Origin of the sequence: Brevibacillus borstelensis, assembly GCF_003710865.1 — a bacterium.
Lineage (GTDB): Bacteria > Bacillota > Bacilli > Brevibacillales > Brevibacillaceae > Brevibacillus > Brevibacillus borstelensis.
This window is the reverse complement of sequence record NZ_RHHO01000031.1, coordinates 27,459-43,939: the sequence shown is the minus strand read 5'-3', so window position 1 is coordinate 43,939 and position 16,481 is coordinate 27,459. Positions and strand designations below refer to the sequence as shown.

At 53.4% G+C, this 16,481-nt stretch carries 17 protein-coding genes; all 17 read left to right on the top strand.

Annotated elements, in window-relative coordinates; genetic code table 11:
- Positions 1 to 6: 6 nt before the first annotated feature.
- The 17 genes from aroH (at position 7) to EDM54_RS14525 (ending at position 16,347) form a co-directional block, all read left to right on the top strand.
- Complete coding sequence (gene aroH, locus EDM54_RS14605; protein WP_024984995.1) at positions 7 to 372, top strand: chorismate mutase; 366 nt, start codon at positions 7 to 9, stop codon at positions 370 to 372.
- 439 nt (positions 373 to 811) lie between these two features.
- A complete protein-coding gene (trpE, locus tag EDM54_RS14600) occupies positions 812 to 2,329 on the top strand; it encodes an anthranilate synthase component I (RefSeq protein WP_024984997.1) in 1,518 nt (505 codons plus the stop codon).
- Entirely contained in the window at positions 2,323 to 3,348 is a 1,026-nt protein-coding gene (trpD, locus tag EDM54_RS14595) for an anthranilate phosphoribosyltransferase (protein WP_003387074.1), read from the top strand. Before trpE ends, trpD begins: the two co-directional genes overlap by 7 nt.
- Positions 3,338 to 4,147 carry an indole-3-glycerol phosphate synthase TrpC gene (trpC, locus tag EDM54_RS14590; RefSeq protein ID WP_122958395.1) on the top strand — a complete coding sequence of 270 codons (810 nt, stop codon included), beginning with the start codon at positions 3,338 to 3,340 and terminating at the stop codon, positions 4,145 to 4,147. The genes trpD and trpC overlap by 11 nt, the downstream gene beginning before the upstream one ends.
- Positions 4,144 to 4,788 (top strand): phosphoribosylanthranilate isomerase, encoded by a 645-nt coding sequence (locus EDM54_RS14585; protein WP_024984999.1) that lies wholly within the window; start codon positions 4,144 to 4,146, stop codon positions 4,786 to 4,788. The genes trpC and EDM54_RS14585 overlap by 4 nt, the downstream gene beginning before the upstream one ends.
- Positions 4,785 to 6,017, top strand: a complete 1,233-nt coding sequence (gene trpB / locus EDM54_RS14580) for a tryptophan synthase subunit beta (RefSeq protein WP_122958394.1) — start codon at positions 4,785 to 4,787, stop codon at positions 6,015 to 6,017. The genes EDM54_RS14585 and trpB overlap by 4 nt, the downstream gene beginning before the upstream one ends.
- Positions 6,014 to 6,832, top strand: coding sequence for a tryptophan synthase subunit alpha (gene trpA, locus EDM54_RS14575; protein ID WP_003387070.1), 819 nt, complete (start codon positions 6,014 to 6,016; stop codon positions 6,830 to 6,832). The genes trpB and trpA overlap by 4 nt, the downstream gene beginning before the upstream one ends.
- 30 nt (positions 6,833 to 6,862) lie before the next feature.
- Entirely contained in the window at positions 6,863 to 7,957 is a 1,095-nt protein-coding gene (gene hisC / locus EDM54_RS14570; RefSeq protein ID WP_003387069.1) for a histidinol-phosphate transaminase, read from the top strand.
- A gap of 70 nt (positions 7,958 to 8,027) precedes the next feature.
- A complete protein-coding gene (locus EDM54_RS14565) occupies positions 8,028 to 9,128 on the top strand; it encodes a prephenate dehydrogenase (protein WP_024985000.1) in 1,101 nt (366 codons plus the stop codon).
- Positions 9,129 to 9,242: 114 nt separating this feature from the next.
- Complete coding sequence (gene aroA, locus EDM54_RS14560) at positions 9,243 to 10,523, top strand: 3-phosphoshikimate 1-carboxyvinyltransferase (protein WP_003387067.1); 1,281 nt, start codon at positions 9,243 to 9,245, stop codon at positions 10,521 to 10,523.
- Between the two features lie 313 nt (positions 10,524 to 10,836).
- Positions 10,837 to 11,958, top strand: coding sequence for an amidohydrolase family protein (locus EDM54_RS14555; protein ID WP_170208334.1), 1,122 nt, complete (start codon positions 10,837 to 10,839; stop codon positions 11,956 to 11,958).
- A gap of 147 nt (positions 11,959 to 12,105) precedes the next feature.
- Positions 12,106 to 12,696: an RNA polymerase sigma factor gene (locus EDM54_RS14550; RefSeq protein ID WP_003387065.1), complete on the top strand. Its 591-nt coding sequence runs from the start codon at positions 12,106 to 12,108 to the stop codon at positions 12,694 to 12,696.
- Positions 12,697 to 12,710: 14 nt separating this feature from the next.
- Positions 12,711 to 13,340, top strand: a complete 630-nt coding sequence (locus EDM54_RS14545; protein WP_231504352.1) for a zf-HC2 domain-containing protein — start codon at positions 12,711 to 12,713, stop codon at positions 13,338 to 13,340.
- A 120-nt stretch (positions 13,341 to 13,460) separates the two neighbouring features.
- Positions 13,461 to 14,399 carry a tetratricopeptide repeat protein gene (locus tag EDM54_RS14540; protein ID WP_003387063.1) on the top strand — a complete coding sequence of 313 codons (939 nt, stop codon included), beginning with the start codon at positions 13,461 to 13,463 and terminating at the stop codon, positions 14,397 to 14,399.
- A 118-nt stretch (positions 14,400 to 14,517) separates the two neighbouring features.
- Positions 14,518 to 15,633 carry a hypothetical protein gene (locus EDM54_RS14535; RefSeq protein ID WP_003387062.1) on the top strand — a complete coding sequence of 372 codons (1,116 nt, stop codon included), beginning with the start codon at positions 14,518 to 14,520 and terminating at the stop codon, positions 15,631 to 15,633.
- Positions 15,634 to 15,642: 9 nt separating this feature from the next.
- Entirely contained in the window at positions 15,643 to 15,858 is a 216-nt protein-coding gene (locus EDM54_RS14530; RefSeq protein WP_003387061.1) for an IDEAL domain-containing protein, read from the top strand.
- An 81-nt stretch (positions 15,859 to 15,939) separates the two neighbouring features.
- Positions 15,940 to 16,347 carry a DUF2487 family protein gene (locus tag EDM54_RS14525; RefSeq protein WP_122958392.1) on the top strand — a complete coding sequence of 136 codons (408 nt, stop codon included), beginning with the start codon at positions 15,940 to 15,942 and terminating at the stop codon, positions 16,345 to 16,347.
- Positions 16,348 to 16,481: the final 134 nt, after the last annotated feature.

Here is a 16,481-nt window from a genome sequence, read left to right as displayed (position 1 = left end):
GAGAAAATGGGAGTGCGAGGAATACGAGGAGCCATTACGATAGAAAAAGATACGAAAGAGGAGATTGTCTCTTCCACCAAGCTGTTGCTTGAAGAAATGGTCAAGCGAAATCACGTTTTACCAGATGACATCGCCAGCATCTTAATCACGACGACTGAGGATGTAAAGGCGGCATTTCCTGCCCAAGCAGCCAGGCAGATCGAGGGCTGGCAATACGTTCCGTTGATGTGTGCCAGAGAGATACCGGTGCCGGGAAGCCTGCCTTCCTGTATCCGTGTCATGATGCTGGTCAACACCGATAAAGCAGCAGCCGAAATCGAGCACGTCTTTATGCGGGATGCCGTAAAATTGCGGCCGGATTTGGTAAAGTAGATTGACATCATGGGCACCCTCTTTTAGTATAGTAAAAAACGAGGGTGCCTCGTTTTACCGGTAACAAGCAAAACCGGCAGAGTAGAGATTGAGCAGAGTTGAGTGAAGAAGAGTTAGGCTGAGGAGAGAAGAGCAAGCTGGGATTGTGCATGCATACACAATCAATCCAGGGATCCTCCTGGTTTTTTTATTCTCCCCCTATCTCTTCCTCTAACACGCAGGTGTCAAAAGAGGAAGAGGATCAAGAGCCGTGGCGGGATCTGCCCATGCCCCGGGACAGAATCGGCCAGTGCACGCCCTGTGCATCGATAGCAGACAGCATACGAGGAAAAGGCGCACAATTTCGACGACTTGTGCTCGGGTTTCCTTTTGCTCTGCTTGCGAAGGCTTCTTCCCCCTTTACTCTTTTGGCACCTCGACAAAAGAGGTGAGAGTATTCATGTTTACCCCATCCTTGACAGAAGTCCAGTCACTGGCGAAGTCATACTCGCTGATTCCGGTTCGTATGACACTGCTGGCTGACCAAGAAACCCCCATCCGCTTGTATCAGAAGATTCGTACACCCCATTCTTTCCTGTTGGAAAGTGTGGAGGGAGGCTCCCGCTGGGCCCGCTACTCGTTCATCGGGCTCAATCCGTTTCAGACCGTCGAAGCAACCGGCAACCTGATTGCGGTCAAGAAACGAAACGGAGAGCAGTTTACGCTCGAAGGGAACCCAGTCCATTACCTGCGTGAGGAAATGGAGCGCTACAAGAGTCCGAAGCTAAGTCATTTTCCCCGTCTCAGCGGCGGAGCCGTCGGATTTTTTGGCTATAACACCCTGCATTACTTCGAACAATTGCCGCGCCATCGGCAAGACAGCCTGGAGCTGCCGGATATGCGCTTCTTGTTTGCCGACGAGATCATCGCTTTTGATCACTTGAAACAGGAGATCCAGCTGATCGTCAACCTCCACGTGGAGACGGATGACACCCCGGAGCGCATCAGTGAAAAGTATGCGGCAGTATGCAGCAGACTGGAGGAGCTGGCCGTCCGGGTGACAGCCCCGGGACAAGATGGGAATCAACGGCTTCCGTTGGGGGAAGTGCCGGCACGGAAAATAGCGGTTGAGAGCAACATGAGCCGCGAAGCTTACGAGAAGATGGTGGAAGCAGCGAAGTCGTATATTGCCGCAGGGGATATTTTCCAGGTGGTGCTCTCCCAGCGCTTCCGGGCTGCGACAGAGGTTGATCCGTTTTCCGTCTACAGAGTGCTGCGGACGCTAAATCCATCCCCGTACATGTACGTTCTGCAGTACGATCAGGAAACGATCGTCGGCACTTCTCCGGAGCTTTTGGTGAGGGTAGAGAACGGCAAGGTGGAAATGCGCCCGATCGCCGGTACGCGAAAGAGGGGCAGCTCTGCCGAGGAAGACGCCAGGCTGGCGGAAGACCTGTTGAATGACCCAAAAGAGCGGGCTGAACATTACATGCTGCTGGATCTTGGGAGAAATGACGTGGGCAGAGTGTCGCGCTACGGCAGCGTTCAGGTCGAAGAAGCACTTGTTATCGAAAACTATTCACATGTCATGCACATGGTCTCTCACGTAACGGGACAGCTGCGCGAGGACGCCCATCCCTTCGACGCTTTGCTGTCAGCCTTTCCGGCCGGAACAGTCTCGGGTGCGCCCAAGCTCAGGGCTATGGAAATTATCGCTGAATTGGAGCCGGATTCCCGCCATCTGTACGCCGGGGCAATTGGGTACCTGGCGTTTGACGGGACGATGGATACGTGCATTACAATCCGGACGCTGCTGTTCCAGGGAGGATACGCCTACGTCCAGGCAGGTGCAGGGATCGTAGCCGATTCCGATCCGGCGGCAGAGTACCAGGAATCCGTGAACAAGGCGGCGGCGATGCTGGCGGCTTTGGAAAAGGCAGAGCAGCTTTTCGCCCGGAAGGAGGAGCCGATATGCTGAAGAAAGCGTTGGAAAAAATCATTGGCGGATGCGATCTGGACCGAGTGCAAGCGGAAGCAGCCATGGGTGAGATCATGGATGGCAAAGCGACGGCGGCACAGATCGGTGCTTTTATGGCGGGCATGCGGATGAAAGGGGAAAGCGTCGAAGAAATCATCGGATTTGCAAAAGCGATGAGAGACCGAGCGGTGCAATTTCCTCTTGATGTCCCTGGCATGGTCGATACATGCGGTACCGGCGGAGACGGCAGCCACACCTTCAACATCTCGACAGCAGCGGCTATTGTGGCGGCCAGTGCAGGCGTGCCGATTGCCAAGCACGGGAACCGGGCCGTATCGAGCAAAAGCGGGAGCGCCGATGTGCTTGAGGCGTTAGGCGTGCCAATTACCCTTTCCCCGGAAGATGCAGCCGATTGCTTGCGAGCGACGAACCTTTGCTTTTTGTTCGCTCCGCTCTACCATCAGGCGATGAAGCATGCAGCCGGCCCGCGCAAAGAGCTGGCGGTCAGGACCGTTTTCAATCTGCTCGGCCCGCTGACCAACCCGGCGCGCGCAAAGTACCAGCTGCTCGGTATATATGACGCCAAGCTATTGCATACCGTTGCTGAAGTATTGCGTGAATTGGGTGTCGAGCGGGCGCTGGTCGTGGCTGGTGCGGATGGTCTCGACGAGCTGACAGTGACGGGGACCAGTTATATCTCCGAGCTTCGCGACGGCATCATTACCAATTACGAAATCGAGCCGGAGCAATTCGGACTAAAGCGATATTCCCTGGATGCCCTGCGGGGCGGGGACGCCAAGGAAAATGCGAAAATCATAGAGGACATCTACAACGGGAAGCGAGGCGCAGCCCGCGACATCGTACTCCTGAATGCGGGAGCAATCCTCTATCTTTCCGGCAGAGTCAGCAGTATCGGCCACGGTGTCATAACCGCTGCCGAATTGATCGACGATGGCATTGTGAAGGAAAAATTGGAACAATTTCGGCAAGTGGCAGGAGGGCTGATTCATGCTTCTTAAAATTGTGGAGAGAAAACGGGAGGAAGTGGCGCAGCTTCGGGCCGCCACCAGCATGGCAAAGCTGCTGCAGGAGGCAAAGGAAATGCAGCCGGCCAAGGGCTTCGGGAAAGCTTTGCTGCACAGCAGCCGCCCTGTCAGTGTGATTGCCGAGGTGAAAAAGGCTTCGCCGTCAAAAGGATTGATCCGGCCCGATTTTGATCCGGTAGCCATTGCCCAAAGCTATGCTGCTGCCGAAGTTGAATGCATGTCGGTGCTGACCGATACTCCTTTTTTTCAGGGAAGCAAAGCGTATCTGAAGGACATCAGAAAGGCCGTTTCCCAGCCTTTGCTGCGCAAGGATTTTATGATCGACCCACTGCAGGTAGTCGAAGCGAGAGCCTGCGGTGCCGATTGCATTTTGTTGATCGCTGCTATTCTTGATGGGCCACAGCTAAAGGAGCTGGCCGAGACGGCAACGGAGCTTGGCATGGACTATCTGATCGAGGTTCATGACAGGCGGGAGCTGGAATCGGTATTCCAAGTTGTCACACCGACTCTTTTGGGCATCAACAACCGTAATTTGCATACGTTTCAGACCGATCTGGCTGCTACCAGCGAGCTTGCGGCTCTGGTGCCTGCCGGGATTCCGATCATCAGCGAAAGCGGGATAAACAGCGTGGACTGCGTAGCTTATGTCCAAGAAGCCGGGGCGCGTGCGATTCTGGTAGGGGAGCATTTCATGCGCCAGAAGAACGTCACTCAGGCCGTGCTTGATCTGGTCGGGAAAAGAGCGGAGAACAGCGAGCAGGTGAGGTTATGACGAAGATCAAGATTTGCGGCATTAAACGAGCGGAGACACTTGCATGTCTCACAGCATTGGCTGTCGATTACGTCGGATTTGTTTTTGCGCAAAGCAGGCGTCAAGTGACGGCTGAACAAGCTGGAGCCATAATGAACACAGTGCCGGGTCATCCACCTGCTGTCGGGGTGTTTGTAGATCCGACACTGGCCGAACTGGAAGAGGTTCTGGAACAGGCCGAACTTTCCGTGATCCAGCTCCACGGCCGTGAAACCCCAGATTTTTGCCAGCAAGTACAGGAACGCTTCTCCTTGCCGGTCTGGAAAGCAATGGCGGTGGGAAGCGACAACGGCGCTCATGCAGGGGCAGAACAGATAGAAGCGTACCTTGGCGTGACAAATGCCCTGCTGTTTGATACGTATGATCCGGCGCTGGCAGGAGGGACGGGGAAACGCTTTTCCTGGGAGCAAATCCCGCTTCTGCAACAATCGGCGTCGCCGCTCCCCTGTATTATTGCTGGCGGGATTCACGCAGAAAACGTCGGCGAGCTGATCAGGAATTACCGGCCGTCCGTGATTGACGTTTCGAGCGGTGTGGAAACAGAGGGAGAAAAGGACGAACAGAAAATACGAGAATTTGTCGGAAGGGTGAGAGAGGCATGACAACGACGGAAACGCAGGCAAAGCAAGTACCTGATCAGTACGGACGGTTTGGGGCTTTTGGGGGGAAATACGTTCCGGAGACGCTGATGAACGCTCTGGCTGAGCTGGAGGCAGCATTTGCCGATGCGCAGGCTGATCCGGCTTTCCGCAAAGAGCTGGGCGATTTGCTGCGCGAATATGCCGGCAGACCGACTCCGCTCACTTACGCCGATAAACTGACCGAACATCTCGGCGGTGCCCGGATTTATTTAAAACGCGAGGATTTGAACCATACCGGCGCCCACAAGCTCAACAACGCCTTGGGTCAAGGGCTGCTGGCCAAACGGATGGGCAAGACCTCCATTATCGCAGAGACGGGCGCTGGCCAGCACGGCGTTGCCAGTGCAACGGTAGCAGCGAAGCTGGGCTTGTCCTGCAAAGTGTTTATGGGAACGGAAGATATCAAGCGGCAAGCGCTGAACGTCTTTCGGATGAAGATGCTGGGAGCCGAAGTGATTCCGGCAGAATCGGGCTCGCGGACACTGAAGGATGCCACCAATGAAGCGATCCGATACTGGGTGTCCCATGTGGATCAAACCTTTTATGTCATCGGTTCGGTCGTCGGCCCGCATCCGTATCCTTACATGGTCCGGGAGTTTCAAAAAATCATCGGCGAAGAGACACGTGCACAAATACGGGAGATGCTCGGACGGCTTCCGGACGAAGTGATTGCCTGCGTCGGCGGAGGGAGCAACGCCATCGGGATGTTCTATCCGTTCATCCAGGACGATGCCGTTTCGTTGCGCGGAGTGGAAGCGGCAGGACACGGCATCCAGACAGACAAGCATGCCGCGACGCTCAGTCTCGGCAGGCCGGGTGTCATCCACGGGGCCATGACCTATCTATTGCAGGATGAGTACGGCCAGGTACAAGAGGCGCATTCGATTTCCGCCGGACTTGATTATCCGGGCGTAGGTCCGGAGCATTCGTACTTGAAAGATACGGGACGGGTGCATTACACGTCGGTTACGGATGACGAAGCTTTGCAGGCGGTAGAGCTGTTGTGCCGTACAGAGGGCATCATTCCTGCACTGGAGAGCGCCCATGCCGTAGCGGAAGCAATCAAGCGGGCGCCGCACATGTCCTCTGACCAGGTCCTGGTCATTTGTCTGTCGGGAAGAGGAGACAAAGACGTGGAAACGATTCAGCATGCATTGGAGACGAGAGCAGCAGGAGGGGAAGCACAATGAGCCAGAGAGAAAATCGAATTGATCGCCTGTTTGCCGACCGTACACGCAAACGGTTCATCCCTTTTTTGACCGTGGGAGACCCTAGCCTGGAGGCTACATTCCAACTGGCGCACGGCCTTGTAGAAGCGGGGGCAGACCTTTTGGAGCTCGGCGTTCCCTACTCCGATCCGCTGGCAGATGGACCTACGATACAAAGAGCCTCGCAAAGGGCACTGGCCAACGGAGTGACGATCAAGGACGCGCTTGAACTGGTGGAGCGTCTGCGTCAATCCGGGATGGAGACGCCGCTCGTGCTCTTCACCTACATCAACCCGGTCCTGCAATACGGGATCGATCGCCTGTTCGCTGATTTGGCGGCGAAGGGAGCTGACGGGATCGTCATTCCCGATTTGCCCGTGGAGGAGAATGCCCCTGCAGTAAAAGCGGCTACGGCGCATGGACTCCACGTCATTTCACTGGTCGCTCCAACCTCGGAGGAACGCGTTCGAACAATTGGCGAGCAGGCCACCGGCTTTCTATACTGCGTCTCTTCGCTTGGCGTGACCGGCGCGAGAGCCAGCTTGAGCGAGGATTTGGCTGACTTCCTGCAGCGGGTCCGCTCTTCGACAAAGGCACCTACGGCCGTCGGTTTCGGCATTTCTACGCCGGAGCAGGTAAAGGCAGTTGCTCCTCACACGGACGGGATCATTGTCGGCAGCGCCATCGTGATGGAAATCGAGCGTCAGCGCGAGCTGTTGGCGGATCCAGATCGGGTAGAGGAAGGTGTCGAAAGAATAAAAACCTTTGTACATCAGCTGACGAGTGCGCTACAATAAGGGGAAAAATGTGACTGGAGTGAAGTGTGGATGCGACCCAAGCAGCGTATTCTCAGCGCCCCGGTTTACCAGCCGGGAAAGCCGATCGATGATGTGAAAAGAGAATTCGGCTTGACAGAAGTTATCAAACTGGCGTCCAACGAAAATCCTTACGGCTGTTCACCCAAGGCCAAAGAAGCGATTGCAGCGCAGTTGGATTCGCTCGCACTCTACCCGGACGGAGCAAGTCTCCAGCTTCGCTGGGATCTGGCAGACTTCCTCGGTGTAAAGCCAGAGCAGCTGATGTTTGGAAACGGATCGGATGAGATTGTTCTGATGATTTCCCGGGCTTATCTGGAACCGGGAACCAATACGGTAATGGCAACTCCGACGTTTTCCCAATACCGTTCCAACGCAATGGTGGAGGGTGCCGAGCTGATCGAGGTGCCGCTGAAAGACGGCGTTCACGATCTGGAGGCCATGGCGTCCGCGATCAACGGGCAGACGAGGGTAGTCTGGGTGTGCAACCCGAACAATCCGTCCGGAACGATTGTCGGCACGTCCGAGCTGGAGGCGTTTCTGAAGAAGGTGCCAAAAGACGTCCTCGTTGTGATGGATGAAGCGTACTACGAGTATGTCGTGGACGAAGCGTATCCGCAGACCATCCCGATGCTCGCACAGTATCCAAACCTGATCATTCTTCGCACTTTCTCCAAGATTTACGGTCTGGCTACGCTGCGTGTCGGCTATGGTATCGCATCCGAAGAGATCATCAGCCATTTGGACCACGTCCGCGAACCGTTCAACACCAGCTCGCTTGGCCAGGCTGCCGCTCGCGCTGCGTTGAAAGACCAGGAGTTCGTCAAGGAATGCAGCAGACGAAACCGGGAAGGCTTGAAGCAGCTCACAGACCGGTTTGACGAGTGGGGATTGTCCTACTACCCGTCTCAAACGAACTTCGTCCTGGTCAATCTGAACCTCGATTCCGATGAAGTGTTCAAACAACTTCTGCAGCAGGGAATCATCGTCCGCTCCGGCAAGGCGCTCGGCTTTCCGGGATATCAGCGCATCACAGTGGGAACGGCAGAGCAAAACGAAAAGGTATTGCAGGCTTTGGCCAATATCGTCGTGGGAGCAGGAAAATAAATGCAAGAATGCCGGTGTTCAGCATCCGGCATTTTTGTCTAGACATACACAGAGAGGATAGAGTGTGGAGATGAAGACCACCATCGCAATTATCGGGGTCGGTTTGATCGGCGGGTCCATCGCGCTTTCGCTGCGCCAGGACCCGCAGGTGAGTGTCGTCGGCTTCGACGTGCGCCAGGAGTGCCTGGACAAGGCGCTTACTTCCGGTGTCATACACGCCGGAACGACTGATCTGCAGACCGCCGTCAGAGAAGCAAACATTATTTTTATCGCTGCACCGGTGGAGCAAATTTACGCTACATTGGACAGGCTTCCGTCCTTGTCCCTGCAGCCGGGAGTCATCGTCACGGATGTGGGGAGCACAAAATCCGGCATTGTCCGCTACGCACGGGAGAAAATGCCAAGAGAAGTCACCTTCATCGGCGGGCACCCGATGGCGGGATCGCACAAGTCGGGGGTCGAGGCGGCGTCTGACCGGCTGTTTGAAAATGCCTATTACGTGTTGACTCCGGCATCTGATGTTCCGGAGGATCAGGTGGAGAAATTGGCCAGCTTGCTTGCTTTGACACGAGCCAAAGTGATTCGCATGGACCCGGATGAACACGATCAGGTTGTCGGTTCGGTCAGCCACTTCCCGCATATTTTGGCGTCGGCTCTGGTGAATCTCGTCGCCAGCTACGACGACAGCAATCCGTGGCACCATCGCTTGGCTGCTGGCGGCTTTCGCGACATTACGAGGATCGCATCAAGCAACCCGAGGATGTGGCGGGATGTTCTGCTGAACAACAGGGAGCACCTCCTGCGCATTGCCGAGGATTGGGCGAAAGCGCTGGATAATGTCATGGGGCTTGTAAAAGAAGGAGATGCCGAACAGATCGAGCATTTCTTCCGGACCGCCCGAGATTTCCGAGACGGCCTTCCCGAAAGAAAAAAGGGAGCAATGCCTCCGCTGTACGACTTGTATATCGATATCCCGGACCATCCGGGGGAAATCGGCCGGATTACGACTTTGCTTGGCGCGAAAAACATCAACATCACCAATCTCCAGATTCGGGAAACCCGCGAAGATATACTCGGTGTCCTGCGGATAACGTTTCGCAGTCAGCTCGAATTGGAAAAGGGCGAAGAGCTGCTCTGTTACTTCGGATATAACGTATACAGACGGGAGTAGTTTGCTCATACGATCCCGCTTTGGGGGATAGACGCTTTGCTGTGCGAATGCACGTGCGTGGACAGAATATAGCTACGATACGTAGAAATACAGAGAAAAAAGGGGAGAGTCACTGTGCTGCGCGTTCAACGAGCAAGTCAGATCAACGGAACCGTTCGAGTACCAGGAGATAAATCGATTTCCCATCGCGCCGTCATGTTTGGCGCGCTGGCAGAAGGAACAACAAGTATTGAAGGCTTCCTCCCGGGTGCCGATTGTTTGAGCACGATCAGCTGTTTTCGCAAGATGGGCATAGAGATTGAGCAGGACAAGGACCGGGTCACCGTTCACGGCCAGGGCTGGTACGGACTGCAGGAGCCTTCCCAGCACCTCGACGTAGGAAACTCCGGTACGACCATTCGGTTGATGGCCGGCATTCTCGCTACCCAACCGTTTCACAGTGTGATGGAAGGGGACGAATCCATCGCGAAACGCCCGATGCGCAGAGTAATCGGACCGCTCCGCCAGATGGGGGCAAAAATCGATGGGCGAAAGGATGGGGAATACACGCCGCTCTCCATACGTGGAGGGGAGCTGCAAGGGATATCGTATCAATCCCCTGTGGCCAGTGCCCAAATCAAATCGGCGATTTTGCTCGCCGGCATGCAGGCTAACGGCGTTACGAGTGTGACCGAGCCGCATCTATCCCGAGATCACACGGAGAGAATGCTGCAAGCGTTCGGCGTCAAGCTCGTCCGCGACGGCTTGACCGTTTCAATTGAAGGCGGGCAGAAATTGAAGGGGAGAGCCATTCAGGTCCCAGGAGACATTTCCTCTGCAGCCTACATGATTGCGGCAGTGATGATGGTGCCGGGCAGCTCTCTGCTGATCGAAAATGTGGGGATCAACCCAAGCCGCACCGGAATTTTGGATGTCGTAGACAGAATGGGCGGAAAAATTGAGCGGATCAACGAACGAGTGGTCAATGAAGAGCCGGTCGCAGACCTGCTCGTGACCTATTCCGAGCTGCAAGGAATCGAGATCAGCGGCGACATCATCCCCCGGCTGATCGATGAAATCCCCGTTATTGCTGTAATGGCGACGCAAGCTGGCGGACGCACCGTCATCAAGGACGCGGAGGAGTTAAAAGTAAAAGAAACGGACAGAATTGCCACTGTTGTGAGCGAACTGTCAAAGCTGGGAGCAAAGATCATCGCGACGGAGGATGGCATGATTATCGAGGGACCAACTCCGCTGAAGGGTGCAGTCATCGACAGCTTTGGCGATCATCGGATCGGAATGGCCATGGCGATCGCAGGGCTGGCAGCAGAAGGGGAAACGCTGATCGAGAATGACGACGCCATTTTGGTTTCATTCCCTGGCTTTCCTGACGTTCTCCAGAGCATCAGTAAATAGCGAAACGATGAAACAACGAGACGAACCCGTGCTGATCGCGGGTTCGTTTTTTGACTAGTGAAGACGGGATAAGCCTCGAAAAGAATGGACAGAAAAATAGGTAAAAAGTGTTTGACAAGCGCTTACATTCAGATATAATAAAGGTACAGTATGGTTTCTCTCCACTCCTATCCAATATAATAAAGCACAGATGTGCTGCCGCCGTTTGAATGCGCTTACATTGACGGTGGCTTTTTTTTGTCCTTTTTTCCTCCACCCATGCATATGCTCGTACTGGAAGAGCGTCCATCTGCGGATGGAGGAGGGACGAGCTATGGCAATGAACGAACTGGTTATTCGAAATGGAACTGTTGTAACCGCGAGCGGTATTGTCGAAGCAAACATTTGGATAGAGGACGGGAAAATCAAACGGGTGGCCAAGGAGCTGTTACGGGTGTACAGAGATACCGACCAGCCGCTTGAAGAGTGGGATGCCTCCGGAATGTACATTTTGCCGGGCTTTCTTGCCTTGCCCGATAAATCCTATGCGAAAATCAGAAGCTTGGAAGAATATCTGCATGCCGTCCGTTCTTTGGCAGCAAACGGCTACACCTGCATGACCGATGTGCTGCACGTAGATCCTTGGAAAAAATCCGATCAATGGCGGTATCAGGCTGCCATTCATTTCAACAATGTCATCGACTATACGATGGTGGTGGAGGTCTCCGCCAGCCAAATGGCGCATGGACTGGTTCGGCAGCTTTGCTTGGAAGGATACAGGTCGATCAGGGTGACCGTTCGCAAGCAGGAAGAAATTAACCGTCTGGAATGGGAAACGTTTTCCCCGATACTTACGTCTTATAGGGTGCTACTATCTTTGCACATACCGGACGATTCCGCTATTTCACGGGAGGAAAAGCGAAATATGCACAGGCAATGGCTCAGGCGCTGCCGCTTCTGGCAGATTCGCACATGGGTCAAGGCCGATTGGGCACAGGCTTTGGAGTCATTTGATGATTTCTACCATGTGTATCAAGTAAAGGGGATGACTGCAGATCATGCGCTCCGTTTTCTGGCCGAGCATCCTTTCCGCTCGCTTTCCGTAATGGCTTCGCTGGACAGCGTCCAGGTAGATCTGAGGCGTACGAAGTGGCTGGATGCGGAATTGCTCCGCTTACTCGTCAAGCTCTGTTCGACAAATACCGCCAAGGCATTGGGGCTTTACCCACGCAAAGGGTGCATCATTACCGGTGCTGACGCAGATCTTTTATTCGTGAAAAAAGAACAATGGTTGACAAAATTTGATCTTTACACTATTCTCAATTTTAGCGAAATCCGCCTTCCAACATCTGTTATGTCGAACGGAAAGTGGATTTTTGCCGAGCAGCAATTTGCCGCAAACATAGGCATGGGACGATGCCATCTGGACATCAAGCCATACAATTTTGTCATGTGACCCCAGATTTGGGGGTTTTTTCGTAAAGGATTCCGGGTACCTGACGAGAAAAAGATTTGTCAGGTCAGCGCAACTTTTTACATCCCTGGCAGTCTAAACATACAAAGACTGCGGAGGGATCGGAATCGCAAGGAGGTAATCCTGATCATGACCGATTCCCAGCTTATCCGCGAAATAAAAGAAGGTAATCTCGAATGCTATGCCGAGTTGATACGTCGGTATGAAAAAAAGATTCTTGCATTTATCACGCATCTGCTCCGTCAGGCACATCTGGAGCATGTGGCAGAGGATTTATGCCAGGAGACTTTTTACAAGGCGTACAAGAGCATTCATTCGTTCCGTGATGTAGAAGCGACCTTTTCTACCTGGCTCTACACCATAGCCCGCAATTCCGTATTGAGCGAGCTGCGCAAGAGCCGGAATTCGGATGTGTATCTCGAAGATACTTTGCAGGTGCCGTTGGCTTCGTTTGAACGCTTGCCGGAGCAAGTGCTGCTTCGCAACGAGCGGGAGCATCTCGTTCGCCAGGCGATTAACAATTTGCCTGAAAAACAGCGCTCCGCCCTGATTTTGCGGGAATACGAGCAAATGGACTACAATGAGATAGCCGTGATCCTCGATTTGACAGTGAGTTCAGTGAAATCTTTGCTGTTTCGAGCGCGGCAGAGCATCAAGACTCAATTGGAAGCCTACATCCTGGACCCTCATTTGGATGAAGCTGAAGGGATGAATCGATGATGAGATGTGAAGATGTGCAAGATAAGTTGCCGGATTACGCAGATGGACAACTGCCCGATGTAACGCGGCGGCGTGTCGATCATCATTTGGCTGCATGTTCTTCCTGTCGCTCAGATTACGAACTGTGGAAGGACAGCAGCGAGTGGATGGAGACTGACAAAGAGCGGTACCATTCCATTGCGCCCACCAAGTCGATCGTGGATGCGGTCATGGCGCGTATTCTGTCAGAAGAGAAGTGGGCGATTCCGTTTGGCCGAAAGGTGTTTTCGGTTACAGCGAGAATGCGTCGCATCGGTGCGTGCGCCGCTGTCGTTTTGTTGATGCTTTGTACGTTTACGTTGTATGTAAACACAAGCAATGCAGAACAGGCAAACTCTCTTTTGATCGGCGGCGAGGTTTTGGCGATGGGCAAACAGGCGCAAGTCGTTACCTCCTCCATGCAGACCGAAGACGGTACATATATCGTCGAATCGGATCAGTTAGTCTCTGAAGGACAGCCGCTTGCCAATGCGACGGCCTCTATTGTACCGATGGACGGAAAGCAGGGAGCCAGCGAGTATGAAAGCCCAAATTACGCCGTCGTCCTCAGTGTGTTTGGCATTTTGGTAACCGTTTTGACAATGAGCTGGTTTACGCGGGCTTAATGGTTTATCTTTATAGTATCGTCCTATTTGGGAAGACCGTCTTCGGACGGTCTTTTGCAGCTTGTTTTGATATAAAGCTTGTACATAAGAAATGCCACCCTATAGATGAGGTGAACAAAAATGACGAAACAGTGGCTGTATGTGATCGACGAAGCGATCAAGCGGATTGAGAACGATGAAGTGGAGCTAGGGCTGCAAGCGCTCCAAAAGGTTCAGGAGCATGGCAAGGATTTGCCGGAAGTGATGCTGTATCTGGCGGAGGTGTGGTATCGATTGGGCCATCTGGATGAAGCGGCGGAATTGCTTGCAGAGGTCATGAAGGCAAATCCTGAGCTTGATCCGCCGCTGCGACGGGAGTGCCAGCTGCTCCTGGCGGAAATTGCGCTGGATGGGAACGATTTTGAAGCGGCGCAGCACATCTTGTACGAATTGAAGGAGTCCGGCTATGAGAACCTGCGGCTGGACCTATTGCTGACTGATCTGTACGCCATGCAAGGGCTGGATGAGGTCGCCATCAAGTACCTGGAACAGGCGCGCCAGAAGGAACCTGACAACAAGGAAATTCTCACGGCGCTTGGGAACATGTACTTCCAGATCGGCAAAGATGATGAAGCGATGAAAGCGCTGGAACAGGCCGGGGAGCAAAGTGTGGAGCTGCTCCTCTCGAAGTCCCGCGTTCTGGCTCAGAATGGAGACTTTGAGCAGGCTTATCATCTGTACCAGCATGCTCTCGAACAGGAGCAAAGCGCAGAGATTCTGTACGGCTGTGCCCTGATGGCTTTTCATACGGGCAATGTCGAAGAGGCAGCTGATTATGTGGGAAGATTGCTCGCGCTGGATGAAGAGTACGTCGCCGGGTATCCGTTGGCGGCTGACATTTTCCTCTCCATGGGGAAAACGGAAAAATCGATCGAAGCGCTTGAGCAATACGTGGAGCTGTCGGGCTTCGATCTCGATCAAATCCGCAGGCTGGTCGCCCTGTTGACGCAATCCGGACGCTATGAGGACGCAAAAGAATACCAGAAGCTGCTCGATGCTTGGAATGTAGACGAAGAGTAAATGCGGGCAAATTGCTTGTTTCCTAGGGAAGTCACTATTGTGGCTTCCTGTTTATTTTGCCGGAAATTGGACAAGAATGGTGGGTAACAAAAGCCTTCGTTAAGGAAGGGATGCCCAGATGAACTTGGCAGAGATTTTAGTCTACACCGACATCCGGCAGCTCAATCAGATGGCCGACCATTACGGCTGTGAATGCAATCCTCACTCAAAAAACGAATTGATCACTACGTTGCTGGCCAACCTGCGCCATAAGCAGACAATCTCCCGCGAGATCGAACAGCTGTCGCCGGAAGAGACGCATTTTTTTCTGCTCCTGTTCTTGGACAAGCGCACGGAGATGTCTCTGGAGGACCTTCTCGCAAAGGCCGGCGTAGCTTTGGATGCGAAGAAGGAAGGCAAGCAGGAGGAGGCCCGCAAATACGTAGCGAAAGCGATGAAGCGCGGCTGGATTTTTCCGGCAAAAAGCAGGACGATCGGACAGTACCAGGTGCCGCTGGACATCAGAGAGCCGCTTCTTCACACTTGGCTGCAAAAATGGCAGAAGGACGAAAATGCATTCGTTTTGGAGCCGGATGCGTATCGGGATGAAGGCACGGCCCTTGTTGACGATATCATGCAATTTTTGCGATTTCTTCAGCGGGAGCCCGTCCCATTGACTGCAGAAGGCGGGATGTACAAACGGTATCAGCAGCAGGTGCTTCAATTTTTGCAGGTGAAGGAGGAGCCGCTCACGCCGGAGCGCTGGCGCTTTGGCTACGGTCTGCATTTTGATCTGTATCCGGACAGGTTTTCTCTCATCTACGATTTTTGCTACTACCAGAGGTGGATCGAAGAGGTTCCGGGTCAGGTATCACTCACGGAAGCGGGCAATGAACAATTGCAGAAACCGTATAGTGACGCATTGTATCACGAAGTCATCCGCTTCTGGATGAGGCTGTACAAGCGTGCCGTACCGAATCTGCCCATGCTCGTCCAACTGATACCGATGATGGCAGCAAGCGGCTGGGTCACTCAGACGGCTCTTGCGAGAAGTCTTCTTCCCTGGATTCGCGCTTTTTACTATGATGATCCGAACAATATTCTGGTGAATCGGATTTTAAAAATGATGGTCCACCTTGGCTTGATTCGCGTCGGCCAGTCGGGTGAAGAGTGGATTTACTCCGGGACGTACGCCAGCCAATCTTGGCTTCGCAAATACAATGGATTTACAGAATCTACCATTTTATTGAAGTGAGGGATGTGCATGGAGTGGCCAAATTTTTATTCGAATACATATGGAACGAACAATCAGCAAGTATCCGGTTTGCTTTCCGAAATGCTGATCGACGAGCAAGTGCGGCTGTACCGGAAGAGAACGCTGTACCAGGAAATTGACGAAGCTTTAGCGGAAAAGGACAAGGAGCGCTTCCTCGTCTTGACGAACGAGCTGCGTGAAATCATGGCTTACGAAGCCACGTAGTTTGGGAAAGGACAATTGCTAGAGCTGCGGATTTCGTGATACGCTAGTCTCCAGAAAAAAACAGGAAAGAGGAGACGGCATATGCAATGGAACATACAGGAAATGGAAAAGTGGGAGGAGTTGCAGCCCTTCGTGGATACTGCGCTGCTCCCTCTTTATTTGTACCGTCCGGACACAAAGCTCGTGGATCATGTGATGAGAACGAGTTATCTGTTAAATGTGGCAGCCTCGATTGAGCAGAAGTTGAAGGGGAGAGTGCTTCTGTTTCCACTCTGCTACCAATTTGGGCACGAACCGATCCCGCAGCAGTTTCCCGCGGGCTTTCAGCATTGCATCCTGCTTCAGTTCAGCGGAGATGATATCAAGCTGCTCGGTCAAGAAGCGCGCAGGCTGACAGTTGGCGATGAGGACCTCGATTCCCCCCTCCGGTTCGAGGTTACGGTCGACATTTTGACTCAGGAAGTCATCCGCATGTGGCAGGAGAAATAGAGGCATTAATGCTTGATATTTTTGGAGACACTAGGAAAATCAGAGAAGCAATATGCCATATTTGACAAAATGGTAACAATCTCTTCTACTTGCGCGATTGCCATGCGGCATGTCTATTGGACATTCTTGACATC

Excerpts from the sequence above, each read along its gene's own strand:
- trpC (WP_122958395.1), top strand. The coding sequence starts at position 3,338 with ATGCTTCTTAAAATTGTGGAGAGAAAACGGGAGGAAGTGGCGCAGCTT.
- trpE (WP_024984997.1), top strand. The coding sequence starts at position 812 with ATGTTTACCCCATCCTTGACAGAAGTCCAGTCACTGGCGAAGTCATAC.
- EDM54_RS14530 (WP_003387061.1), top strand. The coding sequence starts at position 15,643 with ATGGAGTGGCCAAATTTTTATTCGAATACATATGGAACGAACAATCAG.
- EDM54_RS14565 (WP_024985000.1), top strand. The coding sequence starts at position 8,028 with ATGAAGACCACCATCGCAATTATCGGGGTCGGTTTGATCGGCGGGTCC.
- EDM54_RS14550 (WP_003387065.1), top strand. The coding sequence starts at position 12,106 with ATGACCGATTCCCAGCTTATCCGCGAAATAAAAGAAGGTAATCTCGAA.
- aroH (WP_024984995.1), top strand. The coding sequence starts at position 7 with ATGGGAGTGCGAGGAATACGAGGAGCCATTACGATAGAAAAAGATACG.
- EDM54_RS14555 (WP_170208334.1), top strand. The coding sequence starts at position 10,837 with ATGGCAATGAACGAACTGGTTATTCGAAATGGAACTGTTGTAACCGCG.
- EDM54_RS14585 (WP_024984999.1), top strand. The coding sequence starts at position 4,144 with ATGACGAAGATCAAGATTTGCGGCATTAAACGAGCGGAGACACTTGCA.
- EDM54_RS14525 (WP_122958392.1), top strand. The coding sequence starts at position 15,940 with ATGCAATGGAACATACAGGAAATGGAAAAGTGGGAGGAGTTGCAGCCC.
- hisC (WP_003387069.1), top strand. The coding sequence starts at position 6,863 with ATGCGACCCAAGCAGCGTATTCTCAGCGCCCCGGTTTACCAGCCGGGA.
- trpA (WP_003387070.1), top strand. The coding sequence starts at position 6,014 with ATGAGCCAGAGAGAAAATCGAATTGATCGCCTGTTTGCCGACCGTACA.
- EDM54_RS14535 (WP_003387062.1), top strand. The coding sequence starts at position 14,518 with ATGAACTTGGCAGAGATTTTAGTCTACACCGACATCCGGCAGCTCAAT.
- EDM54_RS14540 (WP_003387063.1), top strand. The coding sequence starts at position 13,461 with ATGACGAAACAGTGGCTGTATGTGATCGACGAAGCGATCAAGCGGATT.
- trpD (WP_003387074.1), top strand. The coding sequence starts at position 2,323 with ATGCTGAAGAAAGCGTTGGAAAAAATCATTGGCGGATGCGATCTGGAC.
- trpB (WP_122958394.1), top strand. The coding sequence starts at position 4,785 with ATGACAACGACGGAAACGCAGGCAAAGCAAGTACCTGATCAGTACGGA.